Raw genomic sequence first — 25,289 nt, 5'->3', positions numbered from 1 at the left:
GTTCTCCTTGCCCGCAGGCCCTGACCGGAGCCTGCTGCAGAATTCGCCTGTCCTCGGCACGCCGCGGCATCGTGAGCACCGCGGCGGCGCGCCTCTCGCCGAGAGGCTTTAAGAAGGCCTGCCGCCGCGCCGATCGATGGCGCCACGCGGAGGCCGGGGTCCCGCTGTGCGGGACCCCGCCTGATGTTATTCGGCCGCCTCTGCGGTCGGGGTCTGACCGATCTTGGAGTTGTGCAGGTCGACGTTGAGGCCGAGCGAGCGCATCTCCTTGACCAGCACGTTGAACGATTCCGGAATACCGGCCTCGAACGTGTCGTCGCCGCGTACGATCGCCTCGTACACCTTGGTGCGGCCCGCGACGTCGTCCGACTTCACGGTCAGCATCTCCTGCAGCGTATAGGCCGCGCCGTAGGCTTCGAGGGCCCACACCTCCATTTCGCCGAAGCGCTGGCCGCCGAACTGGGCCTTGCCTCCCAGCGGCTGCTGGGTGACCAGCGAATACGGGCCGATCGAACGGGCGTGGATCTTGTCGTCGACGAGGTGATGCAGCTTGAGCATGTAGATGTAGCCCACCGTCACCTTGCGATCGAACGGATCGCCGGTGCGGCCGTCATACACCGTCGACTGCCCCGAACCGTCGAGCCCGGCGAGCCTCAGCATCTCCTCGATGTCGCTCTCCTTGGCACCGTCGAACACCGGGGTGGCGATCGGCACACCATGGCTGAGGTTGCGTCCGAGCTCGACCAGCTCGTTCTCGCCCAGCGACTTGATGGTCTCGTCCTCGCCGTAGATCTTCTTCAGCGTCTCCTTGAGCGGCTTGACGTCCTGCTTGCCGTAGTAGGCGTCCACCGTCTGGGCGATGCGCTTGCCAAGGCCGGCGCAGGCCCAACCCAGATGGGTCTCGAGGATCTGACCGACATTCATGCGGCTCGGCACGCCGAGCGGGTTGAGCACGATGTCGGCATGGGTGCCGTCCTCGAGGAACGGCATGTCCTCGATCGGCACGATCTTGGAGACGACGCCCTTGTTGCCGTGACGGCCGGCCATCTTGTCGCCCGGCTGGATCTTGCGCTTCACCGCAACGAAGACCTTGACCATCTTCATCACGCCCGGCGGCAGTTCGTCGCCCCGCTGCAGCTTCTCGACCTTGTCGAGGAAGCGCTGCTCGAGGCCCTTCTTCGACTCGTCGTACTGCTTCCGCATGGCCTCGATCTCGGCCATCAGCTTGTCGTTCGGCGAGGCGAACAGCCACCACTGCGACCGCGGATACTCCTCCAGCACCGCCTTGGTGATGCGGGTATCCTTCTTGAAGCCCTTCGGCCCGGCGATGCCCTCGCGGTTGTTGAGCAGTTCGGCGAGGCGGCCGTAGACGTTACGGTCGAGAATCGCCTGCTCGTCGTCGCGGTCCTTGGCGAGACGCTCGATCTCCTCGCGCTCGATCGCCAGCGCACGCTCGTCCTTGTCGACGCCGTGGCGATTGAACACGCGGACCTCGACGATGGTGCCCTGCACGCCCGGCGGCACCCGCAGCGAGGTGTCACGGACGTCCGAAGCCTTCTCGCCGAAGATGGCGCGCAGCAGCTTCTCTTCCGGCGTCATCGGGCTCTCGCCCTTCGGCGTGATCTTGCCGACCAGGATATCGCCGGCGCGGACTTCGGCGCCGATATAGACGATGCCGGCCTCGTCGAGGTTCTTCAGCGCTTCCTCCGAGACGTTCGGAATGTCGCGGGTGATTTCCTCGGGGCCGAGCTTGGTGTCACGTGCCATCACCTCGAATTCCTCGATGTGGATGGAGGTGAACACGTCTTCCTTGACGATCCGCTCGGAGAGCAGGATCGAGTCCTCGAAGTTGTAGCCGTTCCACGGCATGAAGGCGACCAGCACGTTGCGGCCGAGCGCCAGCTCGCCGAGATCGGTCGACGGACCGTCGGCGATGATGTCGCCCTTCTTGACCGCGTCGCCGACCTTCACCAGCGGACGCTGGTTGATGCAGGTCGACTGGTTGGAGCGCTGGAACTTCATCAGGCGATAGATGTCGACGCCCGACTTGGTCGGATCGAGATCCTCGGTGGCGCGAATGACGACGCGGGTGGCGTCGATCTGGTCGATCACACCCGAGCGGCGCGCGGCGATAGCCGCACCCGAGTCACGGGCGACCACGCCTTCCATGCCGGTGCCGACGAACGGCGCCTCAGCACGAACCAGCGGCACCGCCTGGCGCTGCATGTTCGAGCCCATCAGCGCGCGGTTGGCGTCGTCGTTCTCGAGGAACGGAATCAACGCCGCGGCGACCGAGACGAGTTGCTTCGGCGACACGTCCATGTAGTCGACCCGGTCCGGCGTGACCTGCAGCACGTCGCCGGCATGGCGGCACACAACCGTGTCCTCGGTGAAGCGACCACGCGCATCGAGCGGCACGTTCGCCTGGGCAACGTAGTGCCGGCCCTCTTCCATGGCCGAGAGATACACCACCTCGTCGCTGACCCGACCGTCCTTGACGCGCCGGTACGGCGTCTCGACGAATCCGTACTTGTTGACGCGGGCGAAGGTGGCGAGCGAGTTGATCAGACCGATGTTCGGGCCCTCCGGCGTCTCGATCGGGCAGATACGGCCGTAATGGGTCGGATGCACGTCGCGCACCTCGAAGCCGGCGCGCTCGCGCGTCAGACCGCCCGGGCCGAGCGCCGACAGGCGCCGCTTGTGGGTGATCTCCGACAGCGGGTTGGTCTGGTCCATGAATTGCGAGAGCTGCGACGAGCCGAAGAACTCGCGCACCGCCGCCGCCGCCGGCTTGGCGTTGATCAGGTCCTGCGGCATGACGGTGTCGATATCGACCGACGACATGCGCTCCTTGATCGCGCGCTCCATGCGCAGGAGGCCGATGCGGTACTGGTTCTCCATGAGCTCGCCGACCGAGCGCACCCGGCGGTTGCCGAGGTGGTCGATGTCGTCGATTTCGCCCTTGCCGTCGCGCAGGTCCACCAGCGTCTTGATGACCGCGAGGATGTCCTCCCGGCGCAGCGTGCGGTGAGTGTCAGGCGCGTCGAGCTCGAGGCGCATGTTCATCTTGACGCGGCCAACGGCCGAGAGGTCGTAGCGCTCGGAGTCGAAGAACAGCGACTGGAACATGTTCTGCGCCGAATCGATCGTCGGCGGCTCGCCCGGGCGCATCACCCGGTAGATGTCGAACAGCGCGTCCTCGCGCGTCATGTTCTTGTCGGCGACCAGCGTGTTGCGGATGTAGGGACCGACATTGACATGGTCGATGTCGAGGATCGGCAGTTCCTTGTAGCCGATCTCGTTGAACGCCTTCATCGACTTGTCGGTAAGCTCGTCGCCCGCCTCGGCATAGATCTCGCCGGTCTTCGGGTTGACGAGGTCCTCGGCGAGATAGCTGCCGACCAGCTCCTCGTCCGACATGCGCAGCGCCTTCAGCCCCTTCTCCTGGAGCTGGCGGGCCTGGCGCACGGTCAGCTTCTTGCCGGCCTCAAGCACGACCTTGCCGGTATCGGCGTCGATCAGGTCATTGATGGTGGTATAGCCGCGGAAACGGTTGGCATCGAACGGCACGCGCCAGCCGTCCTTGGTGCGCTTGTAGGCGATCTTCTTGTAGAAGGTCGACAGGATCTCCTCACCGTCGAGCCCAAGCGCGTACATCAGCGACGTCACCGGAATCTTGCGGCGACGGTCGATGCGCGCGAACACGATATCCTTGGCGTCGAACTCGATGTCGAGCCAGGAGCCACGATAGGGAATGACGCGGGCGGCGAACAGCAGCTTGCCCGACGAATGGGTTTTGCCCTTGTCGTGGTCGAAGAACACGCCAGGTGAACGGTGCATCTGCGAGACGATGACGCGCTCGGTGCCGTTGACAACGAAGGTGCCGTTCATGGTCATGAGCGGAATGTCGCCCATGTAGACATCCTGCTCCTTGATGTCCTTGACCGAACGCGCGCCGGTTTCCTCGTCGATATCGAACACGATCAGGCGCAGCGTCACCTTGAGCGGCGCAGCGAAGGTCATGCCGCGCTGGCGGCACTCGTCGACATCATATTTCGGCGCCTCGAATTCGTAGCGAACGAATTCGAGCATCGAGGTGTTGGAGAAGTCGGAGATCGGGAAAACCGACTTGAAGACCGCCTGCAGGCCTTCGTCGAGGCGGCCACCCGGCGGTTCATCGACCATCAGGAACTGATCATAGGACGCCTTCTGAACCTCGATGAGGTTCGGCATCTCGGCGACTTCCTTGATCTGACCGAAGAACTTGCGAACGCGTTTGCGACCGGTGAACGTTTGCTGCGCCATCGTGGCCTCTCATTTCGCCGCCCGTGCCGTGGCGGACCTTCCGAAGCGCGGCTGCCACCGCCCCCGGGTTGAAAATTCGCACCGTTCCGAATCTGCCGCCGACATCCGGCCGAAATCTCAGAACGCAAAACGACGTGCAGAGCGCTGCCACGCTCTGCCCGTCGAAATCCTGCCGTTACGGACTACAAAAGCCCGAAATTGCTACGTCTCCCGCCGTCCGGCGCCGAAACCTATCTGATTCCCGGGGCGAACCGCATCTTCGTGCCTCCGCCCATATGGGGCGGCCGATGGCCCGGTTCCAGAGTCCGAATTCACACAAACCCCTGAACCGGCACACATTACCGTGTTCGGGCGGGTTCCCGGGAACCCGCCCGAAAAAGTCTTACTTGAGCTCGATCTTGGCGCCAGCCTTCTCGAGCTGAGCCTTGATCTTCTCGGCCTCGTCCTTGGCAACGGCCTCCTTGACGGGCTTCGGCGCGCCCTCGACGAGATCCTTGGCTTCCTTGAGGCCCAGGCCGGTGATGGCGCGGACTTCCTTAATCACTTCGATCTTCTTGTCGCCGGCGGAGGCGAGGACGACCGTGAACTCGGTCTTCTCTTCCGCAGGGGCGGCAGCCGCGCCCGGTGCAGCAGCGACGGCCACGGCCGCAGCCGCCGACACGCCCCACTTTTCTTCGAGCAACTTGGCGAGCTCGGCGGCCTCGAGCACGGTGAGGCTCGACAAATCGTCAACAATCTTCTGCAGGTCAGCCATTGATCAGTTCCTTTAGCTATTCAATTCGAACCAGGTTGGAGATGCGAAGGGCCTCACGCCGCCTCGCCCTTAGAGGCATACGCCTGAACCACGCGGGCGAGCTTGGCCGCCGGCGCGTTGGAAAGCTGAGCGAGCTTGGTCGCCGGCGCCACGATGAGGCCGACGAGCTTGCCACGCAGCTCATCCAGGGACGGCAGCGAGGCCAGAGCCTTGACGCCATCGACATTCAGGACGGTCTTGCCCATCGATCCGCCGAGGATGACGAACTTCTCGTTCGCCTTGGCGAATTCGACGGCAATTTTCGGCGCCGCGACCGGATCGTTGGAAGTAGCGATCACAGTCGGCCCCTTCAGCAGGGAGCCAATGGCCACGACGTCGGTGCCTTCAAGAGCAATTTTGGCGAGACGGTTCTTCGAGACCTTCACCGAGGCGCCAGCCTGCTTCATCTGCGAACGCAGGGTCTGCATCTGGGCAACGGTGAGGCCGGAATAGTGAGCGACGACCGCAACGCTGGTGGTCTTGAAGACCTCATTCAGCGTCTGGACCGCCTCTTTCTTTGCCGCTCGTTCCACAGCAAGCTCTCTCCGGTTGGCGGCCTGCACGAGGCGGACCGCCGGGTTGCACCCGCCATCCGTCCCGTGGCCGGCGGCGGGAGATCCCCGAAACCGGTCCACATCTGGGCAGGACGACACTCTTCAGAAGCCTGCCCTCCTGCCCCGGATCGCCGGCACAGGGTGTCGAGGTTCGAACCGAACAGCACATCCGCGCCGTCCGCAGACGCCGCTCCTTGCAAATCCGGTCTTCACCCGTCTATGCAGGAAATTAAGCCAGCGAATGCCGGCGCCTGCAGTCTTGGACAGGATCGGCCGCCGTTACCGGCGACCCACGCACTCCTCGTTGAACATCAAGCACTTGCGTGAGCCATTGCCATCTTTGATCAATCCATGCGGACGGTCAGAGAGGGCCGGTCTCCTGCAAGCCTGGGTTTTTTGGAAAGCACGCGCGGACGCGCCAGCGAAGGCCGGCACGCCCGGAAGCCGTTCTTTAACGGGTCTTGACCGGCTTGCCAAGGGCTTTCTTGCCCGGATTTTGCATCCCGGCGCCCCGCCGTCGCGCGCTCAGAGCGCCACAGGATAAGCCAATGGCCGATCGGCGAAAAAGGCCGACAGGTTGGCGATCACGCAATCCTGCATCGCCTGGTGGGCGTCCAGGGTGTGGCCGCCGATATGGGGCGTCAGCACCACATTGGGCAGATCAAGCTGATCAGGTCGGCAAGGCTCGGTCTCATAGACGTCGAGCCCTGCCGCTGCGATGGTGCCGTCCTTAAGCGCCGCCGCCAATGCGACCTCGTCCACCACCGAACCGCGTGCGATATTGACGAGGATGCCGCGCGGTCCGAGGCGCCGCAACAACGCCGCGTCGATCGCATGGCGCGTCTCGGCGCCGGCCCGCACCGCGATCACCAGGAGATCGCACCAGTCGACCAGGCTGCCGAGGTCGGCGTGATAGGCGAACGGCACGTCATGGCGGCTGCGGCTGTGATAGGCGACCTCGGCCTCGAAGGCGCTGGCGCGCAGCGCAATCTTGCGGCCGATTTCCCCCATGCCGTAGACACCGAGCCGTGCGCCGGTCAGACCGTGCGGCGCCCCCAGCATCGGCGCCGGCGCCCCTGCCTCCCAGCCGCCGCTGCGGACATACTGATCCGCCGGGAGCATCCGACGCACCGCGGCCAGCAACAGCGTCATGGCAAGATCTGCCACCGCGGCCGCGTTGGCGGCCGGGCTGTTGCCGAGGGTGATGCCGCGCGCCCGGGCGGCGGCGAGATCGATGCCGTCGTACCCCGTGCCGTAGCAGACGATCGTCTCGAGCCGCGGCATCAGGTCCATCACCGCGCCATCGAGCGGCTGGCCGCCAGCAGTGAGCAGCGCTCTCACCTCGCCGAGAACTTCGGCCGGAAAAGTCTCGCCCGGCGGCTTTCCCTGGGTGTTCAGGAGCGCGAAGCACTCGCCGATCCGCTCCAGCAGCTTCTTGGGAAAACGCGAATAGACCAGAACCTCATTGGACATTCGGCACCGCCAGAGACTGAGAAGTCGGGAAAAGAAAAAGGCGGGAGGGGCTGATGGCCCCGTCCCGCCTCTTAACTCTGTGGTCGATCAAGCGCCTCGATCAGGCGAACAGGCTGCCCGGCTCGACCTTGACGCCGGGACCCATGCTCGAAGACACCGCGACGCGCTGGATATAGGTACCCTTGGCGCCAGCCGGCTTGGCCTTGGCGACCGCGTCGGCGAGCGCCTTGATGTTCTCCACCAGCTTGTCCTCGGAGAAGGAGGCCTTGCCGACGCCGGCCTGGACGATGCCGGCCTTCTCGACGCGGAACTCGACGGAACCGCCCTTGGCACCCTTCACCGCGGCGGTGACATCCATGGTCACGGTGCCGATCTTCGGGTTCGGCATCATGCCGCGCGGGCCGAGCACCTTACCGAGACGGCCGACCAGCGGCATCATGTCAGGGGTGGCGATGCAGCGGTCGAAGTCGATGTTGCCGGCCTGGACCTTCTCGACGAGGTCCTCGGCGCCGACCACGTCCGCACCCGCCGCCTTGGCTTCGTCGGCCTTGGCGCCGCGGGCGAACACGCCGACGCGCAGGGTCCGGCCGGTGCCGTTCGGCAGGGTGACCACGCCGCGAACCATCTGGTCGGCATGGCGCGGATCGACGCCGAGATTCATCGCGATTTCGATGGTCTCGTCGAACTTCGACTTGGCGCGCTCCTTCACCATCTTGATCGCGTCGGCGATCGAGTAGAGCTTTTCGCGGTCGATGCCTTCACGGGCCTTCGTCAGACGCTTTCCGATTGCCATGACCGTTACCCCGCCACTTCCAGACCCATCGAGCGGGCCGAGCCCTCAACCATCTTCATGGCCGATTCGATGGTGTCGCAGTTGAGATCCTTCATCTTCTTCTCGGCGATCTCGCGCACCTGCGCCTTGGTCACCGTGCCGGCCTTGTCACGGCCCGGCGCCTTCGAGCCGGACTGGATCTTGGCCGCCTGCTTGAGGAAGTAGGACATCGGCGGCGTGCGCATCTCGAAGGTGAAAGAACGGTCCGCGTAGATCGTGATGATCACGGGGATCGGCGTGTTCTTTTCTTCCTTCTGGGTCTGCGCGTTGAACGCCTTGCAGAATTCCATGATGTTGAGGCCGCGCTGACCAAGCGCGGGGCCGATCGGCGGCGACGGGTTGGCCGCGCCGGCCGGCACCTGAAGCTTCAGGTATCCGGTCACCTTCTTTGCCATTTTTCACTCCTCTAAACGGTCCGGACCATCCGGACCTTCAGGGACCGTGGTACGGGGGAGAGATGCGCCGACTGGCGATCGGCGCGCCCCCTTCCACGGTATTCCTGGCAGCGGCAAACAGCCCCTGCCCTTCCGTTGTCCGGGCCAATCGGCCCGGCGGCGTCCTTCTCGTCGAAGGAGGCCCGACCGGTCAAGTCCGGCCGCACCGACACTTCAAAACCTCAGACCTTCTCGACCTGGCCGAATTCGAGTTCCACCGGGGTGGCGCGGCCGAAGATCGACACCGCGACCTTGACCCGCGACCTTGCCTCATCGACCTCTTCGACCACGCCGGAGAACGAGGCGAACGGCCCATCGGCCACCCGGACATTCTCGCCGATCTCGAACGAGATCGAGGCCTTCGGCCGTTCGACGCCTTCCTGCACCTGATGCAGGATCCGCATCGCCTCGGCTTCGGAGATCGGCATCGGCTTGTTCTCGGCGCCGAGGAAACCTGTCACCTTCGGGGTGTTCTTGATGAGGTGAAACGCCTCGTCGGTCAGATTCATCTTCACCAGCACGTAGCCGGGGAAGAACTTGCGCTCGGTGTCGATCTTGCGGCCGCGGCGCACCTCGGTGACCTTCTCGGTCGGCACCAGAACCTGCTCGAACAGATCCTCCAGGCCACGCTGCTTGGCCTGCTCGCGGATCGACTCGGCGACCTTCTTTTCGAAATTCGAATATGCGTGAACTATATACCAGCGCATGCTCATGATGATCGGGTCCGCTTGCGTCAGGCGTGAATGCCGAGAATGTAGGTCACCAGAATGCGGATGAGTTGGTCCGCGGCGAAGAAGAATACCGATGCGACCGCGACCATCACGAACACCATGATGGTGGTGATCACCGTCTCGCGACGCGACGGCCACGTGACCTTGTTGGCCTCGCTCCGCACTTCCTGCAAAAACTTGAACGGGCTGAACTGAGCCATCGTGCGGGTCCGTGCCATCCTGCTTGCTGGCGTCCGGGAGAATCCGGACAAGCCCTGTCGCATGCCCAACCTCTTTGCAGAGGATGGGGCCGGCGAGCGGGCCCATTTGGGGAAATCAAGGCCGCCTCGGAAGTCCGTCGATCGGGCCGATGGCGGGTGGCTGCTTCCTACTTCGCCCCTGCCGAAAGGTCAAGTTCGGCGGGGCGACAAGGGCTAGTGTGGTGGATCTGACGCTCGTTTCAGTATTGCAGCGAGTTCTTCGAACGAGCGTCAGATCCAAAACCACACTAGAATCATAATGATGCTACTGTCCCCTTGTTTCCAACGTTCGTATGAGCGCCTGCTGCAATGGGATACGAACGTTGGAAACAGGACACTAGCGGTCCATCCGCCTGCTGACCGGAGCCTGGAGCGGTCGGCCGGCTGGATCGGAGGGTGAGCGTTCTCACAGTTCGTCCCGTCCGGCCAAGGCCCTGATCCGGTCGGCCGTCCGGCAGGCGATGGCCTGAATCGTCAGCGACGGATTGACCCCGCCCACCGTGGGAAACACCGAGCTATCGCAGATCGACGCTGGCCGTCGGGTCGTCGCCGATGCGCGCGGTGCCGTTGGGGTGACAGGTATCGACCGTCCTGGCGCCAGCTGTCCCTGGCGCAGGCCGCCCGGGAAAACGGTCGATGGCGGCATTGAGCAGCAGCCGCAGCGTCTCGATGGCATAGCCCGCCACCACGACATGAAAGCGCCAGCGCCCTTCGCGATGGTAGCGCTCCCCGGCGGCGCGGCCGTTGCGATCGGTCTCGACCCTGCCGACCATGCATGATCTAGTGTGGCGTCTCGCAATTGCCTATGCCCTTTGCGGCAAGCCCCCTGTAGGCAATTGCGAGACATAAGCCACACTAACACTTTGATTTTGCTAGTGTCCCTATGTCTCCGAATTACCGTGCGAGCGCGAGGCAAACGTAGCGGTAATTCGGAGACGGGACACTAGCGGCAGCCCTGCGCCTGCGTGGCAGCGACATACCGTCGCTTGCCTGCGGCTGTCCGGCGGCGGCCGATGCCCCGAGCGGACGAAACTGGTATCGTTCCGTTGCTGGAGTGGATCGGGCGATGAAGATGATCACGGCGTCGACGGCCAAGAGCCTCGGCAAATTTCTGACGCAGGATTTCCGCAGCCTGTTCGGTTCGGCGCACGACGAAACCGCCGAGCGGCTCGGTTCGCTCGCCCGCGCCACGATTGAATGCATCGGCCGCAGTGACGCCCTCTACCACAATTTCGAGCACACCTACATGGTCACCATGGTCGGGCGCGACATCCTCCATGGCTATTCGCTGTCCCATCGTATCGAGCCCGACGACTACAGCCACCTGATCTCTGCATGTCTGTTGCACGATATCGGCTATGTGCGGGGCGTCCTCGACGCCGACACCGACACCGATTTCGTCATCGACGCGGCGGGCAACACCATCACTCTGTCGCGTGGCGCATCGGATGCGGCGCTGACGCCCTATCACGTCGAACGCTCCAAGCTGTTCGCCATGGAACGACTGGGTGCCTCGCCGCTGGTCGACGCCACGCGCATTGCGGACGCGATCGAGGCGACGCGCTTTCCGCCGGCCCAGGACCGCGACAGCCTCACCCTCGAAGCGAGGCTGGTCCAGGCCGCCGACCTGATCGGCCAGCTCGGCGATCCGATGTATTCGCGCAAGGCCAATGCCCTGTTCTATGAATTCGAGGAGATCGGCATGTCGCGACAGCTCGGCTATTCCTCGCCCGCCGATCTGATCGACAAATATCCCGCCTTCTTCTGGAACAGCGTCTCGATGCACGTCGACGAGGGCATCAAGTTCCTCAATCTCACGGTGTCGGGGCGGCAGTGGATCGCCAATATGCACCATCATATCCTGTGTGCCGAGCACGCCCATCGGCTGATGGGACCGCAGCGCTAGCTTTTTGATTTTGCTAGTGCGATGGATCTGACGCTCGCATCAGCATTGCAGCGAATTCGTCGTACGAGCGTAAGATCCAAAACCGCACTAGACTAGTCGCTCGCTTCAAATAATTTGAAAGGATGGAGAATTTGTGATTCGATTCGATCGTCTCGACGCGAGCGCCGGAGAGGATCATGGCTGCGACGGAAATTTCGGTAAAGAAGTATGTTGTGCGGCTGAGCGGCGAGGAACGCGAACAGCTTGAAACGCTGATACGGAAGGGCAAGAGCGCAGCTCAAAAACTGCTGAAGGCGCGAATATTGTTGAAGGCCGATGTCTCGGAAGCCGGCGAAGGTTGGAGTGACAGCCGGATCATTAAGGCGTTCGATACAAGCGTTTCCATGGTTTACCGAGTGCGGAAGCAACTGGTGGAAGAAGGCTTCGAGGCGGTATTGAGCCGTAAGCAGCGCGCAACACCGGGGGTTGCGCGGATTTTTGACGGTGAGAAGGAAGCCAAACTGATTGCCCTGGCTTGTTCCAAACCTCCCAAGGGACGCACACGCTGGACCCTGCGGCTACTGGAGCAAAAAGTCGTAGAACTCCATATTGTTGATCGTGCCAGCGACTCGACGATCGGGCGGGCACTAAAAAAAACACTCTCCAGCCCCATCGCCGACAGTGCTGGGTCATCCCGCCGAAAGCCAATAGTGCGTTCGTAGCCGCCATGGAGGACGTGCTGGCCGTCTACACCCGGCCACGCGATCCCGACTACCCGCTGGTTTGCCTGGACGAGAGCTCAAAGCAACTCCTCGCCGAGACGCGCATGCCGATTCCGATGAAGCGTGGGCGCCCGGCTCGTTGCGATTACGAGTACAAACGCAACGGCACCGCCAATCTCTTCATGATGTTTGCTCCGCTCGAAGGCTGGCGCCATGTCAAAGTCACCGATCGCCATACCGCCGTGGATTATGCTCACGTCCTGAAGGACTTGGCCGATGTCCACTTCGCCGGCGCCAAGACCATCGTTCTGATCCAGGACAATCTCAACATCCACAGCAAGGCGTCACTCTATGAAGCCTTTCCGGCCCCTGAGGCCAGGCGGCTGGTCGAGCGCTTTGAATGGCATTACACACCAAAGCACGGCAGTTGGCTTGATCTCGCCGAGTCCGAACTCGGCGTCCTATCGTCCCAATGCCTCGATCGACGGATTCCCGACAAACAGACCCTCGCCGAGGAAATCGCCGCCTGGGAGAAAGACCGCAATGCCAACCACACCAAGGCAAACTGGCACTTCACAACTCCCAATGCTCGCATCAAACTCAAGCACCTTTACCCTTCAATCTGAATGAATCGGGCGACTAGAAAGTCTCTGCAAACAGCACTTCGCCTAACGTCTGCCGTGTCCGGATGAGAGACTAAGAAATAGCTCTGGCGGAATTCGATTTGAGGTAGCACTCGAACAAGACTGTCTTGATCGGCAGCCGAGAAATCGTGAAGCACTCCAATGCCAACCCCCGCCTTGGTCGCCTCAACCTGGCCGGTTGCAGTCGCACATCGGAATATGCGTTGTGCGTATTTTTGCAAACAGACCACGTAATCTCGCGACGACGCACTAGTAAACTCTTCTAGGCCGACGACGACAACGTGTTCCGACAGTTCCTCTAGCGTCGTCGGTTCACCATGCTTCCGTAGGTAGCCGGCTGAAGCCGTAGGTGCTCAAAGTGTAGTCAGACAAGCGTGAGACAATGACACGCTCCTCGTTCGGCTGATCAACGCAGATCGCGATATCCACCTCCCTCTTCGCGATCGAAAATGCCTGCGATAGCGGAACAAGCTCCACGACAAGATTGCGATGAAGGGCCGTTAGTGTTCCGAGCTCCACAGCCAAGAAATGATTGCCAAGTCCCTCCGGCGCCCCCACGCGAACCGTCCCTGCTGCGAGGGCATCTTCGTTTCTGAGACGTTCAACAATTCTTATTATTTCGACTTCGATTCGCTCGATTGCTGGAAGAAGTTGCAACGCTGTCGGAGTGGCGGTGGAGCCATCGGGACGACGCTCGAAAAGCGGCTGCCCAAGGGCGGCTTCCAGTGCGCTGAGTCGGCGAGCAGCGGTTGCGTGATTTATTCCTAACTTCCGCGCGGCAGCCAATAACTGTCCGTGCCGTGCGACCGAAAGAAACACGCGAAAATGGTCCCAATCTAATTCAGGCATCGCCGCAGTACAGTTGGGAGGAGCTTTCAAGTTCCTAGAGGTGAAGCGGACCGAATGAAGGACTGAAGAGTTGGTGGGTTCCCGCCCGAGTCATCAAGGCCGCGTGGCGATTTCGCGAAATATCGTCCGCGCCCTGAAAAAGAAGCGGCGGATGCGCTGTTGCGCACCTCCAAGTTTTTGGGGAGGAACCACCACGGGGGGGGTACCGCGCGTCATCAACGCAATCCTTAAAGTAATGGCGCTCTTGCTCTGATGTTGACGGTCGTTTCTGGGAGCAGCATTACGGTTTCGGCTCGATTGGTGTCTCTACACGAAGTTGTGCCTCGATCGCTTCGGCCGCATCCAGGCATAGATCTTCTCTGAATCGAGAGCCAATTAGTTGAACGCCGACGGGAAGACCACTTGCCAGGCCGGTTGGCACGGCCACGGCGGGAAGACCAAGCAGATTGACCGCGATCATCAGGCGCTGAGCGTGCTTTATCTTTTCGCCGGTCATGTCGGGATGGAGGTCGAAGTCGGCCAAGAATGGTAGCTCGGTGGAAACGGGGCCGAGTATCAGAGGGTATTGCTCCAGAAACTGCAGCCAGCTGCGAATGTGAGTCGCACGTGCTGCCACGCCTCTCATGTAGGCTTGCAAGTCGACCTTCGGAGCGGAAGCGAGATACATATCCAGCGCGCGTTTTACTCCTTGGTCGCCGACACTTCGAATGAAGGGCTCCGACATCTCTTTGGTTTCCCACCAGGCCAGTTGCCACCAAAGGTCAGCCACTGCAGCTGTGTTCGGTGGCTCGACCTCTTCAACTTGATAGCCGGCCCGTTCAAGAGCCTTCCCTGCCTGACGAACTGCCTTGTCAACGGCGGGATCAACGCCAATTCCAGATGGATCAGATGTCATCGCTACTCGGATTGGTCGGCCAATAGCCGGGCCCTGCAAGGGAGCGGGTACCCACCACGGGTCCCGTACGTCCCCTACGGCCATGGCTCCGAGGGCGATCCGGAGGTCCCGCACTCGGCGTGCCAACGGCCCCTGCACTGAAAAGAGCTGGCTGGTCAGCGAACGCTCATCCTTTGCGGATGGATTGAAGGCAGGTACTCGTCCCAATGTTGGCTTGATACCGACCACTCCGCAGCAATAGGCGGGGTACCGGATCGAGCCCCCGTAATCATTCCCGTGAGCAAGCGCGGTGATGCCAGCCGCGACGGATGCGGCCGCGCCGCCGCTCGATCCTCCAGGGGTGTATGCGCGATTCCAGGGATTATAGGTCGGGCCTCGCAAATCGTTGTCTGAGTGCCACCTCAGAGCGAAGGTCGATAAATTGGTTCGACCAATAACGATTGCTCCAGCTTTTCGTAGGTTCATAACAGGCGAACTGTCGGCCGTCGCGACATTGTCCTTGAGAGCCACTACGCCTTGGGTAGTGGATGCAGCCGTCTGATCGACGTTTTCCTTGATAGTGAGCGGGACTCCGTGAAGCGGCCCCAGTGCATCGCCGCGTGAAACCGCACGGTCCGCCTCATCAGCGTGATCGAGAGCCTGCTCGGCATGAACAACCGTCACAGCATTGATGGAATTATTGACCGCTGTCAGTCTATCAAGGGAGGCTTCCACTGCCTCGCGGCATGAGATCAGCCCTGAGCGGATACCAAACGCAATCTCCACAGCATCCCACTTCCATATTGGCTCCTTCATAGTTTCGACGACTCCAGCTTGATCAAGGGAATTAGCAGATCGGCATCTCTGTTCGAACGTTCTCGGATTTTAAGCGACACGATGGACAGCAAGAGCACGACGAAAGGTTTGAATTCTCCAATCATTTGCCCACTTCGATCGCGGGATCGATGGACCCACACCGGGTTTCAAGATTGATCACGATGAGTGATGACATTCCGCCAATGAAGGCGAGCACCACACAGAAAACGATGCAGGCGGTCACGAGACCAACAAGCGGAGAAATAAGGCCCACCATCGGAATCAGGATTGCAACGCCAACGTAGGCGCTGAGATAGTATGCAGCCATTACTTCGCCACGACGAGTAAGCGGCGCCGCGGCTTGTAAAGCAGCCAAGCTGCCACGATAAGAAACACCTTGTCCGGCACCAACCAACAGCGTCCCCGCCACGAACAGCACGAGTGATTCGTGCTCAAGCGCGAGCAGAAATGAGACAAGGCCCAGTCCCAAAACCGCTAGGCCACCGGCCATCTCCGTCCGCTCGCGCGTCGCGCTTGCCGGCAGCAAGCGAGATAGCAGCTGAGCAACCGCTGACGCCGCGAACACACCAAAAACGGCCGCGCCCGCGATGGCGAAGCTCTTCAGGTGGAGCAGTGAAAGAACGAAGGTCGGACCTAGCGCAAGGAATAGTGCGGTAGCGACCCATCCGCACACGAATACGCCTGCGCACCCCAGAAAGACAGAGCGGATATCATACGGAACACCGACGCGCTGTATCCTGAATTGGAAATGGGTACCTGCTCTGACGCGAGGCAACGCCATGGCGGCGAAAACCAGACCGCTCAGAACAAATACGAAATCGACCAGCCAGATAGCCGCATCTGGAGTGTCGGTGTTTTCGGCGATGACCCCGGCGATCAACGGGCCCAGTGAAAGTCCAAAAACGCTGGAAACTGCGCCGACGAGCGGGGCTCTGTCGGGCCGCTCTTCGGTCGCATAATCAACTAGTGCGGCCGTCGCAGTCCCCGTCGCTGATCCTACTGCCAAGCCCTGCACAGCTCGTGCTGCAAGGAGCCACGACACACTCTGGGCAAACCAGAACATCGCAGCAGCGATAAGCGCTAAAGCAAGCGCCGACAACAGTACGCGACGTCGTCCAATGGTGTCGGAAAGCCTGCCAACAATCAGAAGCGCGAGTATGATGCCTACCACGTAAGCTGCAAATATTGCAGTGAGGGTCACCGTCGAAAACCCCCAACGCACTTCCCAGATCGGATAGAGCGGCGTGGGCATATTGGCGCCGATAAGCACGACGCAAAGCGCCCAAGCCGACGCGCTGAAAGCGGAAGCGGAAGCGGAAGCGGAAGCGGAAGCGTCGGACCTTCTCTGATCCAGCTTCAGACTTTCCTTCATACTCGCGATCTCTGATCAGACTGGAACGACCTGCAAACTGGTGTTAACTAGACGCTATCAAACACCATGATGAGGCGATCGCCTCACCATAAGGCGATCGCCTCATCATGTCAAGGACATGTCAATGACTGTAGATGGGCCTGACGGGTTGACCGTTTACAGAGAGGGCATTCGCGCAGAAAAACGCGCCGCGCTTCTCGACGCGGCCCTTTCCGCCTTCCTAGAACTTGGCTACGAGCGAACTGGTTTGGACGAGATTGCTCGCCGGGCGGGAGTATCGGCAGCGACATTGCACAAGCACTTCTCGCGGAAAGCTGATCTGTTCGGAGCAGTTGTCGAATGCACATGGGGAGCCCTGACCTCCGAGGCAGCTTCGCTTCCTGCGACATTAGACAAATTGAAGCCTGCCGATGCTTTGAAGCAAATCGGCAAGGCTCACGCAGCGCTGCTGTGCCGACCGGAAATAGTGCAGCTGTTTAGAGCCGTAATAGCGGAAACTCCACGTTTTCCTGAACTCGGCACAGAGCTATTTAGGCGAGCTAAGGATCCGTTTCGCGCTCGCCTTCACTCTTACCTCGATCGGGCTACTGCCGCCGGCGTTCTCCGGGTCAAGAAGAGCGACCTAGCAACCCGACAATTCCTCGACATGATCAATGGCGCGCTCTTTTGGCCCCGCTTGCTTGTTGTCGACGAAGAGCGTTCCGACTGGGACGCAAACCTCATCATAAAGGAAGCAGTGACAACGTTTCTTGCGCGCTACAGTGTTGCGAAGAACAAGTAGCTTGGGAACTATAATTCCGAGATAGCTTCGCCAGTTAAGTGCGACTTCAATCAGCGAAAATTCGGAGGGAATGCGTCTGCCACACGCGGTCTCAATGAGAACCCGCCGCCAACACCATCTGGGTAAGTCGACCGCGCCCGCAGGAGCGGCAAGGCCTTATGATGAGGCGATCGCCTTTTTCTTGTCAACAGAATTGGGAAGAGTTGCGTGATGATTGGACAAGGATTCTGAGAAAAGCCCCGAATTAATGTGACGGGGTGATGACTTTAGCGTTGTAGGGCACGCCAATGAGCGAATCCAAGATCAGGAATGACATCTGCAGGTATGCTCGCTCGCTGTTCGAGCGAGGGCTGACCCCGGGCTCTTCCGGCAATATTTCCGTTCGCCTCGCGGATGGCGGTCTGATCACCACTCCGACGAACTCTTCCATGGGATTTCTCGACCCCGACCGCCTGTCGCATCTCGATGCGAGCGGCCGGCTGCTGTCAGGCGATCCGCCGACCAAGGAAATCCCCCTGCACGGTGCGGTCTACGAGACGCGCACCTCGGCCACGGCGATTGTCCATCTGCATTCGACCCACTGTGTCGCCCTCTCGATGCTGCCCGAGATCGACCCGCAGGCGGCGCTGCCGCCGCTCACGCCCTATCAGCTCATGCGATGCGGTGCGACAACGCTTCTTCCCTACTTCCGGCCTGGCGATCCGGCGATCGCCGACGCCATCCGGAAGCTCGGCGGCAAGCATTCGTCCATCCTGCTGGCCAATCACGGCCCGGTGGTGGCCGGCGACAGCCTGGAAGCGGCGGTGTTCAATTGCGAGGAGCTAGAGGAAAGCGCCAAGCTCTATATCCTGCTGCGTGACAAGCAGCCGCGCTATCTGACCCGGCCCCAGATCGAGGATCTCGCCCAGACCTTCCGTCTCGACCTGCCCCTCGATCGCTTCGCCTGCACCGACACGCACGACACCGCACCCTGCGATCACTCCGGATGCAAGGGCGCCCATTGACGCCTGCACTGAAGGGACGGCGCGCATCCTGCCGCGTGCCGCCTCCGATCATTTCCTGTTCGATCATTTCTTCGTCGTCGAAGCGCGCGCGTCGGCAATCGCCTGCTTGAAGGCAGCGGCATTCAGTGCGCCCGGGACGCGGAAGCGTCCGATGATGAAGGCCGGCGTGCCCTGAAAGCCCAGCGCCACCGCCTGCTGGTGATTTCGCGCCAGCACGGCCTCGATGGCGCTCTGGTTGGCCGCAAGATCACGCTTCGCCCGATCGAGATCGATCCCCGCCGCGGCCAGCGCACTGTCCACCTTGTCCTCGGAGAGCTTGCCGGGGAGAGCGATCAGCGCGTCGTGGGCTTCGGCGTATTTGTTCTGATATTTCGATGCGAGCGCCAGCCGGGCCGCATAGACCGACGGCTCGCCGAAGATCGGCCAGTCCTTGTAGACCAGGCGGACGTGGCCATCCTCCTGAACCACCTTCGACAGCTCCGGATTGACCTTCTTGCAGTACGGACATTGGTAGTCGAAATACTCGACGATGGTGATATCGCCTTTGGCGTTACCGAGCGCCGGGACCTCGGGATCGAGCAGGATGCTGTGTTCGCTCAAGGGATCGGGCGCGGCGCCTTCGGCGAAGGCCCGCGGCGTCTGAACAGCGAGCAGCGCGAATGCGAGCGCCGCAGCGATGATGGGCGTGAAACGGATCGTCATGGCCGTGTTTCCTGTTGTGATGGAGGAGTGGACGTCGCTGCGGCCGCAAACGCATCGAGAACCGCCTGTTGGGTGAGGACCTCCGGCAGGACGATGCCTGCCGGCGCGCCGGGCCCGAACACGGCGTTGAAGGGCAGACCGTAACGGCCGAAGGATTTCAAATAGGACGCAATGATCTCGTCGGGACGCGTCCAATCGGCGCGGACGGGACGAACGTCGGAGGTAAGTCGCCGGCGGATCGTATCGCTGTCGATGACCAGCTTCTCGTTGACCTTGCAGGTCACGCACCAGGATGCACCGATGTCGACGAACACCGTGCGGCCGCTGCGCACCATCGCACTGACCTTATCAGGGTCGAGCGACTGCCAGGCAACAGGTTGCGCCTCGGCCCTAGCGTCCGATCGCGGCCCGCCCTGCCAGACCACTGCGGCGGCGCCGACAACAAGGATGACGATGCCGCCGGCCGCGACTGGCTTCAGCTTCCGGCACGCCACGGCCGACAGCGCGACAGCGCCGGCCATGACGACACCTGCGACGAGCGCCGGCACCACGCCGCTGATGTCGGCGAGCACGGTCAGCAGCCACAGGGCGGTCGCGGCCATGGCCGCGGCGGACAGACGGCGCAGCGTCAGCATCCACCGGCCGGGCCGCGGCAACGCTCCCGCCAGTCGCGGAACGAGCGTCAGCAGCAGGTAGGGCGACGCCATGCCGAGGCCGAGGCCGACAAAGATCGCGATGATCTCGAGGGGGCCCTGGGACAGCGCGAATGCCACCGCCGTGCCGACAAAGGGCGCCGAGCACGGCGTCGCCAGCAGCGTCATCACGAAGCCGTTGACGAATTGCGATGCGTTAGAGGTGCCGCCGGTCGCCTCGCCGAGGCGGCGCGACAGCCACCAGGGCAGATGAATTTCGTAGAGACCGATGAGATTGGCCCCGAGCGCGACGAGAACCGCCGACATCGTCACGAGGAACGCCGGCTGCTGGAACTGGATTCCCCAGCCGATATCGGCGCCGGCGGATTTGAGCGCCGCCAGGATGACGGCGAGAACCACGAACGAGGCGACGATCCCCGCGGCGGACGCCAGCAGCCCGGCACGGATGGTCCTGGTGTCGCGCGAGGCGTGCTGCACCAGCGACATCAGCTTGAGGGACAGCACCGGAAAGACGCAGGGCATGAAGTTGAGGATCAGCCCGCCGATCAGCGATAGCGCCAGCATCGGCCAGAGCGAGGCTGCTCCCGACGCGGCGGAATGAATCTCGGGCCGGGACCGCATTACGGCGGCGCCGCTTCCCGCCGTTTTCGGCAGCGTCATCTCCAACGAACGGCCACCGTCCACCAGTGTCAGATGAAGCGATCGATTCGGGTTCGCATGATCGAGCCCTTCGAGCGGCAGCGTGATGATCGAACTCCCGGCGGCACCCTCGCCAATCTGCGGGGGCCCCGCCGTCACCGCATCATCACCATCCACGAATGCATCAGGTCGACTCAGCGGCGGAGCAGCAAGCACCTCGAGCCGCAATGACGGGCGTGGCCCGGGCTCGATGCGGAGATCGCGAACCGACAATGTCGGCGAGCGCTCGCGGGGCACCTTGTCCCGCCACGCCTTGATCAGGCTCGACGCACCCGCCTCGCGCGCTCCCGGCAGGATGTCGGCGGCGAACTGCAGTTCGTTCTGGGTGCAGATGGTCGAGCAGACATAAAGCGCGAGCTTCAGCGAGACGTGGGCCGGTGCTGCAGGATCCTGGAGGCGTACGGCAACGGGGAAAACCACTTGCTCGGCGTAGCCGAAAGTGTCGATCCCCCCCTCGGAGAAGCGCTGCGGCGCCGGCCACTCGACACGCACCCCCTCGACGTTCCGCGAATCCGACCATTCGAATTGCGGCGGCGCACCGGCGTCCCCCGGCGATCGCCAATAGGTGTGCCAGGCCGGGCCGAGCCGGACCTGAACGCCGGCCCAGGCCGTCCGCGGATCGTCGGTGTCGGGGCCGGCCACCAGGAACCGCACGGAAAAATCCGCCTTGACCGGCTGCGCCGTCGCGCCGCGCGGGATGGCTTGACCAGAGAGGAGCGCGAGCAGCACCCCGGCGGTCGCAAGACGAGCAAAATGAACGGGCATGGCATCCCTGTTGCGGGTCGCACTGAAAACATCGCGGAGAAACCGGACCTGCGCCGGAGCCGTACAGCGAGGCTCGCGGCCTCGCGCCGCACCGGATGGCGCCCTCAGCAGCGGCCTTCGCACTTGCGGATAATTGCAGAACGGCTGCGCCGGAGCGGCGTCAGACGGCCACCGGACAGGGAGGTCGGTCCAGCGAGGGCCCACCGCACTGGGCAGCGAACCGCACGTCAGCCAAGCGCCAATGCAGTTGCTGGACGGTCAGCTGCGGAATGACGTCGGCAGGCTCGGATGCCGGCATGCCGGCGAGAACGAAGCCGGCGGAGCAGGAGTTGACGCCGCCCGGCAATACCGCCTTCTGACAGGGCTTGGCGATGCCCTTTTCGTTCTTGCTGAATGCGATCTTCAGGAGATCGGCCTTGGCCGACGCAATCAAAGCACCCTCGCCACGCGCCGTGCTGAACGATGGTTCGCGGGCAAGAGTTGCGAGCGAGGCGGCGATCATCGCAACCGCCATCACCACCGCGACGAGGCGGCGGAGAACGATCGGGGGCGAGTTCGGGCGGCAATCCATCACATCCATCTCGGCGGACATTCATTAGGATGTGCTAAACAAAAAGCGCCCGGGCAACTGAACTGTTCGTGACCGCCCTGGGCGGACGGGTCCGGGAATTTGGGGGCGCTCGGCGGCGGGAAAGATGTTTCCGGCGCCTGACTCGCGCGCCTCTTCCTGCGCTCGGCGGGGGAACGATATCCACAGCGATGGGGTTGTCTCGGCGGGCCGTCGCCCGCCGTTTTCCGACGGCGCCTGTCGCGGATAGCCAAAGGCCCGTCGTAGCCCGCTGTTCAGCCAAGCGCACGCGCTGGATAGCCAAAGGTGCCGGCCCTGAAGGGGGCCAACCGCGCGCCAAGGTGACGGCGCCGCGCAGCCAGACAAAACTTCCTTAAATCAATCACTTGGACCGAGATCTGAGTCTCGGATGGCAGGAGTGGTAGGGCTCGAACCTACGACCCCCGGTTTTGGAGACCGGTGCTCTACCAATTGAGCTACACTCCTACTGCGCGCCTCTATAGCGAAGCCTTTTCCGTTCGTCACGCCCCTGTTGCGACGAAATTTGGGGGCCAGCCGGGTCAAGATGCCGGTGGCGAGATCCGAGGCCACCAGATCTCCACGTTTGTGGTGTCGGTTGCGCTGGTTCCCGGATTCGGGGCGGGCCGCCGATGGGCATGCGGCCCTGGGGACTTGGATTGAACAGCATCACACGTCGCCTGTCGCTGAAGCATCGGCTGCTGGCGCTGACCCTTGCGGCAGCGGTCCCGGGCCTTTTGGCGCTGGCCTACAACACCTTCGACCTGCGTAATGCCCGCCGCGCCGAGGTGCAGGCCGACGTCATGCGCAACACCCGCTTCGCCGTCTCGGAAATAGAGCAGATCTTCGGCGGGGCACGGAACGTGCTGGAGACGGTGTCGCTGGCGGCCGAACTGCGGGTCGATGCGCAGACCTGTTCGGACTATGTGGGGCGGGTGGCCAAGGGCATCGACGCTCTCACCGCCATCTTTGTCACCGACCGCAAGGGCGTGATTCGCTGTGCCAGCGCCCCCCCTCTCCCGATGGCCGACTTCGGCGACCGAGACTATTTCCGGCAGGTGCTGGACGGAAGCCCCTTTGCGATCGGCAGTTACGTCCAGAGCCGGGCGAGTGGCCGCTTCATCGTGCCTCTTGCCGTACCGCTGACGGTCGACAATGCCGTGGCCGGCGTTGTCGTGGCGGGGCTGAACCTGAAATGGCTGGGCGATCGGATCAGCTATCGCGCCACCCCCGGGGGCAGCGCGATCACCCTCGCCGACGGCAACGGCGTGATCGTCTGGCGCGAGCCGCGGCCGGAGGCCTTCGTCGGCACCCGCGTCACGGAAGCCAATCTGGCGTCCCTGACCGGAGCTACCGCCGGAGTGACCGAAATCGCCGATGCGGCGGGCAATCAGCGCATTTCCGGCTTCCTGCCGGCCGGGGCAACGCCGTTCGGACTGGCAGTCGCCACCGACGTCTCCAAGAGTGAAGCCTTCCGGGGCGTCGACGATGCCAGCAAGCGCAGCCTGCTGTTGTTCGCGCTCGGCAGCCTCGGGGCGCTCGTGCTGGCCTGGATGGCAGGCGAAGGGATGATCCGCCAGCCATTGATGAAGCTGGTGGCGACGGCGGAGGCTTGGCGACGCGGCCACGACATGGTGCGCACCGGCATCATCGATCGTGACGACGAGATCGGCCTTCTCGGCCAGACCTTCGACCGGCTGATGGACGAGAACCAGCAGCGTGAGGCCGAGCGCGAGGCCGCCGAGGCGCGCCGCGACATCCTGATCCGCGAACTCGCCCATCGCGTCAAGAACACGCTGGCCACGGTTCAATCGATCGCCAGCCTGAGCTTCCGCGACAGCCAGGGTCCCGAAGCGCTACGGGGATTCCAGGAACGCCTCCAGGCCTTGGTGCGCAGCCATGATCTGCTGACCCGGCACAACTGGGAGCGGGCCGACATCACCGACATTCTGGAGGTGGCCCTGGCGCCGCTACGCGAGCACCGGGCGGAGCGTTTCGCGCTCAACGGCCCGGCGGTCGAACTCGCGGCCACCACCGCCGTCGCGGTGGCGATGATCCTGCATGAACTCTGTACCAATGCGGTGAAATACGGCGCGTTGTCGAACCAGCGCGGGACCGTCACCATCCACTGGGCGGCGATGGCAGAGCCGCAAGGCACGGCCGTCAGCCTCACCTGGATCGAAAGCGGCGGTCCACCGGTGGAACGGCCGAGGCAGGAAGGCTTCGGCACTCGCCTGATCGGCAACCTGACGCGCCAGATGAGCGGCGGCTTCGAGCCGCGTTATGCGCCGTCCGGTCTCGTCTGTCACATCCGCTTCATCTCGCCGACCTTGGGTGAAGACGCGCCCGCGGAGATGGTCCGTGCGGCGGAGTGAAATGGCATCTGCTTCCCTATGATGGAGAGGAGCCCCCGAAGCGGCGGCTTCTCGAACCCTGGCCTCGGCTTGCAGCCGCAGATCGGCATAGGGGGCGACCTTTTGGGTCGCTCCCCTGCCACACCACCCGGCATGCGGGTCCGCACCGGGCGGTTCGAGAAGTTGAGGTCATGAGAGACGGGGCAGTCCCAACCGGTCCGACCAGTTCAGGGTTAGCACGGCGTTGAGGAGCATGCCGCTGTTGCGCCACCAGCGACGGCTGTTGGCCGCCACCTGCCGTGCAACGTCAGGCTTGGCTCCCAGCGCCAGTAGTTCCCTGTGCATGGTCGTACCGCGCTTCCACTGCTTGAGCTGGATGGCGCGCAGCCGGTGACGCAGCCATTGATCGAGCTCGCGCCAGACCTTCGGCGTTTGCGCCAACCGGAAGTACGCCTTCCAGCCCCGGATGTAAGGCCGCAGACGATCCACCACATCCTGCATACTGCGCCCGCCACTGCGGCAGGTCAGTTGCCGGATGCGCTGCTTGAACGTCCTCAGCGGCTTGTCGGCGACCTTGCGTTTGATCACGCCGCCCGGGGCTACCCAAAGGCTGTAGCCCAGGAACTTGCGACCAAACACGCTGGCCACTGCGCTTTTGGTCTCGTTGACCGTCAAGTGCAGCTTGCCGTAGAGCCGCCGAAGCAGCGCCATCACCCGGTCACCCGCCCGGCAGCTGCGAACGTAGACGTTCGCATCGTCGGCGTAGCGCACGAAGCAATGGCCCCGACGTTCCAGCGCCTTGTCCACTTCATCGAGCAGAACGTTGGCCAGCAGCGGCGATAGCGGCCCGCCTTGCGGCGTCCCCATCGTTCGCTTCCGGACCACGCCATCGCCCATGATCCCGCTGTTCAGATACGCCCGGATCAGCCGGATGACCCCGGTGTCCCCGATCCGTTTCTGAAGGCGGTCGATGAGGATGTCGTGATCGACCCGGTCAAAGAACTTTTCCAGGTCGACGTCCACCACGATCCGGCGGCCCGATTGCACGTATGACTGCGCCGCAAGGACGGCTATAGCGCGACGATCTGGATGAGAACTGGGCGTCAATCTGGATGAGAAGATTGGAGCCGGATGCTGTGATCATTGTCGCGGATGGTCGGCTTGGCAAGGGCTGATTGACGCTGGGCGACAATCATGAAGC

General features: G+C 62.7%; 21 protein-coding genes, 1 tRNA gene and 1 pseudogene. 5 read left to right on the top strand and 18 right to left on the bottom strand.

The window, feature by feature from the left end; translation table 11 throughout:
- Positions 1 to 186: 186 nt before the first annotated feature.
- The 9 genes from rpoB to DB459_RS19045 form a co-directional block, all read right to left on the bottom strand.
- A complete protein-coding gene (rpoB, locus tag DB459_RS19085; protein ID WP_253706821.1) occupies positions 187 to 4,305 on the bottom strand; it encodes a DNA-directed RNA polymerase subunit beta in 4,119 nt (1,372 codons plus the stop codon).
- Positions 4,306 to 4,687: 382 nt separating this feature from the next.
- Positions 4,688 to 5,059, bottom strand: a complete 372-nt coding sequence (gene rplL / locus DB459_RS19080; protein ID WP_253706820.1) for a 50S ribosomal protein L7/L12 — start codon at positions 5,057 to 5,059, stop codon at positions 4,688 to 4,690.
- Positions 5,060 to 5,112: 53 nt separating this feature from the next.
- The gene (rplJ, locus tag DB459_RS19075; protein WP_253713633.1) at positions 5,113 to 5,631 is read right to left on the bottom strand and encodes a 50S ribosomal protein L10; all 519 of its coding nucleotides are present in this window, start codon (positions 5,629 to 5,631) and stop codon (positions 5,113 to 5,115) included.
- A gap of 546 nt (positions 5,632 to 6,177) precedes the next feature.
- Positions 6,178 to 7,125, bottom strand: coding sequence for a 2-hydroxyacid dehydrogenase (locus DB459_RS19070; RefSeq protein WP_253706819.1), 948 nt, complete (start codon positions 7,123 to 7,125; stop codon positions 6,178 to 6,180).
- A 100-nt stretch (positions 7,126 to 7,225) separates the two neighbouring features.
- Complete coding sequence (rplA, locus tag DB459_RS19065) at positions 7,226 to 7,918, bottom strand: 50S ribosomal protein L1 (RefSeq protein WP_253706818.1); 693 nt, start codon at positions 7,916 to 7,918, stop codon at positions 7,226 to 7,228.
- 5 nt (positions 7,919 to 7,923) lie between these two features.
- Entirely contained in the window at positions 7,924 to 8,352 is a 429-nt protein-coding gene (gene rplK / locus DB459_RS19060) for a 50S ribosomal protein L11 (protein WP_253706817.1), read from the bottom strand.
- A 221-nt stretch (positions 8,353 to 8,573) separates the two neighbouring features.
- Positions 8,574 to 9,104 (bottom strand): transcription termination/antitermination protein NusG, encoded by a 531-nt coding sequence (nusG, locus tag DB459_RS19055; protein ID WP_253706816.1) that lies wholly within the window; start codon positions 9,102 to 9,104, stop codon positions 8,574 to 8,576.
- A gap of 20 nt (positions 9,105 to 9,124) precedes the next feature.
- Positions 9,125 to 9,322, bottom strand: a complete 198-nt coding sequence (secE, locus tag DB459_RS19050; protein ID WP_253706815.1) for a preprotein translocase subunit SecE — start codon at positions 9,320 to 9,322, stop codon at positions 9,125 to 9,127.
- 554 nt (positions 9,323 to 9,876) lie between these two features.
- The gene (locus DB459_RS19045; protein WP_371926780.1) at positions 9,877 to 10,134 is read right to left on the bottom strand and encodes a hypothetical protein; all 258 of its coding nucleotides are present in this window, start codon (positions 10,132 to 10,134) and stop codon (positions 9,877 to 9,879) included.
- Positions 10,135 to 10,427: 293 nt separating this feature from the next.
- Between DB459_RS19045 and DB459_RS19040 the strand changes: the two genes are divergently transcribed.
- Positions 10,428 to 11,267, top strand: a complete 840-nt coding sequence (locus DB459_RS19040) for a metal-dependent phosphohydrolase (protein WP_253706814.1) — start codon at positions 10,428 to 10,430, stop codon at positions 11,265 to 11,267.
- A gap of 176 nt (positions 11,268 to 11,443) precedes the next feature.
- Positions 11,444 to 12,594, top strand: a protein-coding gene (locus tag DB459_RS19035; RefSeq protein ID WP_253706721.1) for an IS630 family transposase whose coding sequence is annotated in 2 segments (ribosomal slippage) — positions 11,444 to 11,894 and positions 11,894 to 12,594 — 1,152 coding nt in all. Because the reading frame shifts where the segments join, the coding sequence is not laid out codon by codon here.
- Here DB459_RS19035 and DB459_RS19030 read toward each other — a convergent pair.
- From DB459_RS19030 to DB459_RS19015, 4 genes are all read right to left on the bottom strand, one after another.
- A complete protein-coding gene (locus DB459_RS19030; RefSeq protein ID WP_253713632.1) occupies positions 12,579 to 12,905 on the bottom strand; it encodes a substrate-binding domain-containing protein in 327 nt (108 codons plus the stop codon). The two genes, DB459_RS19035 and DB459_RS19030, sit on opposite strands and share 16 nt — an antisense overlap.
- A 19-nt stretch (positions 12,906 to 12,924) precedes the next feature.
- A complete protein-coding gene (locus DB459_RS19025) occupies positions 12,925 to 13,431 on the bottom strand; it encodes a LysR family transcriptional regulator (RefSeq protein WP_253706813.1) in 507 nt (168 codons plus the stop codon).
- A gap of 310 nt (positions 13,432 to 13,741) precedes the next feature.
- Positions 13,742 to 15,151: an amidase family protein gene (locus DB459_RS19020; protein ID WP_253706812.1), complete on the bottom strand. Its 1,410-nt coding sequence runs from the start codon at positions 15,149 to 15,151 to the stop codon at positions 13,742 to 13,744.
- A 121-nt stretch (positions 15,152 to 15,272) separates the two neighbouring features.
- Positions 15,273 to 16,544, bottom strand: coding sequence for an MFS transporter (locus tag DB459_RS19015; RefSeq protein WP_253706811.1), 1,272 nt, complete (start codon positions 16,542 to 16,544; stop codon positions 15,273 to 15,275).
- Between the two features lie 124 nt (positions 16,545 to 16,668).
- Between DB459_RS19015 and DB459_RS19010 the strand changes: the two genes are divergently transcribed.
- Both DB459_RS19010 and DB459_RS19005 read left to right on the top strand, forming a co-directional pair.
- Positions 16,669 to 17,325, top strand: a complete 657-nt coding sequence (locus DB459_RS19010; protein ID WP_253706810.1) for a TetR/AcrR family transcriptional regulator — start codon at positions 16,669 to 16,671, stop codon at positions 17,323 to 17,325.
- A 287-nt stretch (positions 17,326 to 17,612) separates the two neighbouring features.
- On the top strand, positions 17,613 to 18,329 hold the full coding sequence (locus DB459_RS19005) for an aldolase (RefSeq protein WP_253706809.1): 717 nt from the start codon (positions 17,613 to 17,615) through the stop codon (positions 18,327 to 18,329).
- A 63-nt stretch (positions 18,330 to 18,392) separates the two neighbouring features.
- On the opposite strand, the gene DB459_RS19000 is transcribed toward DB459_RS19005, so the two are convergent.
- From DB459_RS19000 to DB459_RS18985, 4 genes are all read right to left on the bottom strand, one after another.
- Positions 18,393 to 19,031, bottom strand: coding sequence for a DsbA family protein (locus DB459_RS19000; RefSeq protein ID WP_253706808.1), 639 nt, complete (start codon positions 19,029 to 19,031; stop codon positions 18,393 to 18,395).
- Positions 19,028 to 21,148: a protein-disulfide reductase DsbD gene (locus tag DB459_RS18995; RefSeq protein ID WP_253706807.1), complete on the bottom strand. Its 2,121-nt coding sequence runs from the start codon at positions 21,146 to 21,148 to the stop codon at positions 19,028 to 19,030. Before DB459_RS18995 ends, DB459_RS19000 begins: the two co-directional genes overlap by 4 nt.
- Before the next feature lie 160 nt (positions 21,149 to 21,308).
- The gene (locus DB459_RS18990; protein WP_253706806.1) at positions 21,309 to 21,740 is read right to left on the bottom strand and encodes a hypothetical protein; all 432 of its coding nucleotides are present in this window, start codon (positions 21,738 to 21,740) and stop codon (positions 21,309 to 21,311) included.
- Between the two features lie 386 nt (positions 21,741 to 22,126).
- Positions 22,127 to 22,202, bottom strand: a tRNA-Trp gene (locus DB459_RS18985).
- A gap of 191 nt (positions 22,203 to 22,393) precedes the next feature.
- Between DB459_RS18985 and DB459_RS18980 the strand changes: the two genes are divergently transcribed.
- Entirely contained in the window at positions 22,394 to 24,109 is a 1,716-nt protein-coding gene (locus tag DB459_RS18980; protein ID WP_371926779.1) for a sensor histidine kinase, read from the top strand.
- 168 nt (positions 24,110 to 24,277) lie between these two features.
- Here DB459_RS18980 and DB459_RS18975 read toward each other — a convergent pair.
- Positions 24,278 to 25,177 (bottom strand): annotated as a pseudogene (locus DB459_RS18975) (reverse transcriptase domain-containing protein); the annotation flags it as partial.
- Between the last annotated feature and the right edge of the window lie 112 nt (positions 25,178 to 25,289).

The organism is Bradyrhizobium sp. WD16 (assembly GCF_024181725.1).
GTDB lineage: Bacteria > Pseudomonadota > Alphaproteobacteria > Rhizobiales > Xanthobacteraceae > Bradyrhizobium_A.
The sequence above is the reverse complement of the archived record's forward strand: the minus strand, read 5'-3'. Positions and strand labels throughout refer to the sequence as shown.

What these genes read in the sequence shown, in the direction of transcription:
- DB459_RS19040 (WP_253706814.1), top strand. Translation starts at nt 10,428, where the DNA reads ATGAAGATGATCACGGCGTCGACGGCCAAGAGCCTCGGCAAATTTCTG.
- secE (WP_253706815.1), bottom strand. Translation starts at nt 9,322, where the DNA reads ATGGCTCAGTTCAGCCCGTTCAAGTTTTTGCAGGAAGTGCGGAGCGAG.
- DB459_RS19045 (WP_371926780.1), bottom strand. Translation starts at nt 10,134, where the DNA reads ATGGTCGGCAGGGTCGAGACCGATCGCAACGGCCGCGCCGCCGGGGAG.
- DB459_RS18995 (WP_253706807.1), bottom strand. Translation starts at nt 21,148, where the DNA reads ATGCCCGTTCATTTTGCTCGTCTTGCGACCGCCGGGGTGCTGCTCGCG.
- DB459_RS19015 (WP_253706811.1), bottom strand. Translation starts at nt 16,544, where the DNA reads ATGAAGGAAAGTCTGAAGCTGGATCAGAGAAGGTCCGACGCTTCCGCT.
- DB459_RS19070 (WP_253706819.1), bottom strand. Translation starts at nt 7,125, where the DNA reads ATGTCCAATGAGGTTCTGGTCTATTCGCGTTTTCCCAAGAAGCTGCTG.
- nusG (WP_253706816.1), bottom strand. Translation starts at nt 9,104, where the DNA reads ATGAGCATGCGCTGGTATATAGTTCACGCATATTCGAATTTCGAAAAG.
- DB459_RS19010 (WP_253706810.1), top strand. Translation starts at nt 16,669, where the DNA reads ATGACTGTAGATGGGCCTGACGGGTTGACCGTTTACAGAGAGGGCATT.
- DB459_RS18990 (WP_253706806.1), bottom strand. Translation starts at nt 21,740, where the DNA reads ATGTCCGCCGAGATGGATGTGATGGATTGCCGCCCGAACTCGCCCCCG.
- rplK (WP_253706817.1), bottom strand. Translation starts at nt 8,352, where the DNA reads ATGGCAAAGAAGGTGACCGGATACCTGAAGCTTCAGGTGCCGGCCGGC.
- rplA (WP_253706818.1), bottom strand. Translation starts at nt 7,918, where the DNA reads ATGGCAATCGGAAAGCGTCTGACGAAGGCCCGTGAAGGCATCGACCGC.
- rpoB (WP_253706821.1), bottom strand. Translation starts at nt 4,305, where the DNA reads ATGGCGCAGCAAACGTTCACCGGTCGCAAACGCGTTCGCAAGTTCTTC.
- DB459_RS19020 (WP_253706812.1), bottom strand. Translation starts at nt 15,151, where the DNA reads ATGAAGGAGCCAATATGGAAGTGGGATGCTGTGGAGATTGCGTTTGGT.
- DB459_RS19005 (WP_253706809.1), top strand. Translation starts at nt 17,613, where the DNA reads ATGAGCGAATCCAAGATCAGGAATGACATCTGCAGGTATGCTCGCTCG.
- DB459_RS19000 (WP_253706808.1), bottom strand. Translation starts at nt 19,031, where the DNA reads ATGACGATCCGTTTCACGCCCATCATCGCTGCGGCGCTCGCATTCGCG.
- rplL (WP_253706820.1), bottom strand. Translation starts at nt 5,059, where the DNA reads ATGGCTGACCTGCAGAAGATTGTTGACGATTTGTCGAGCCTCACCGTG.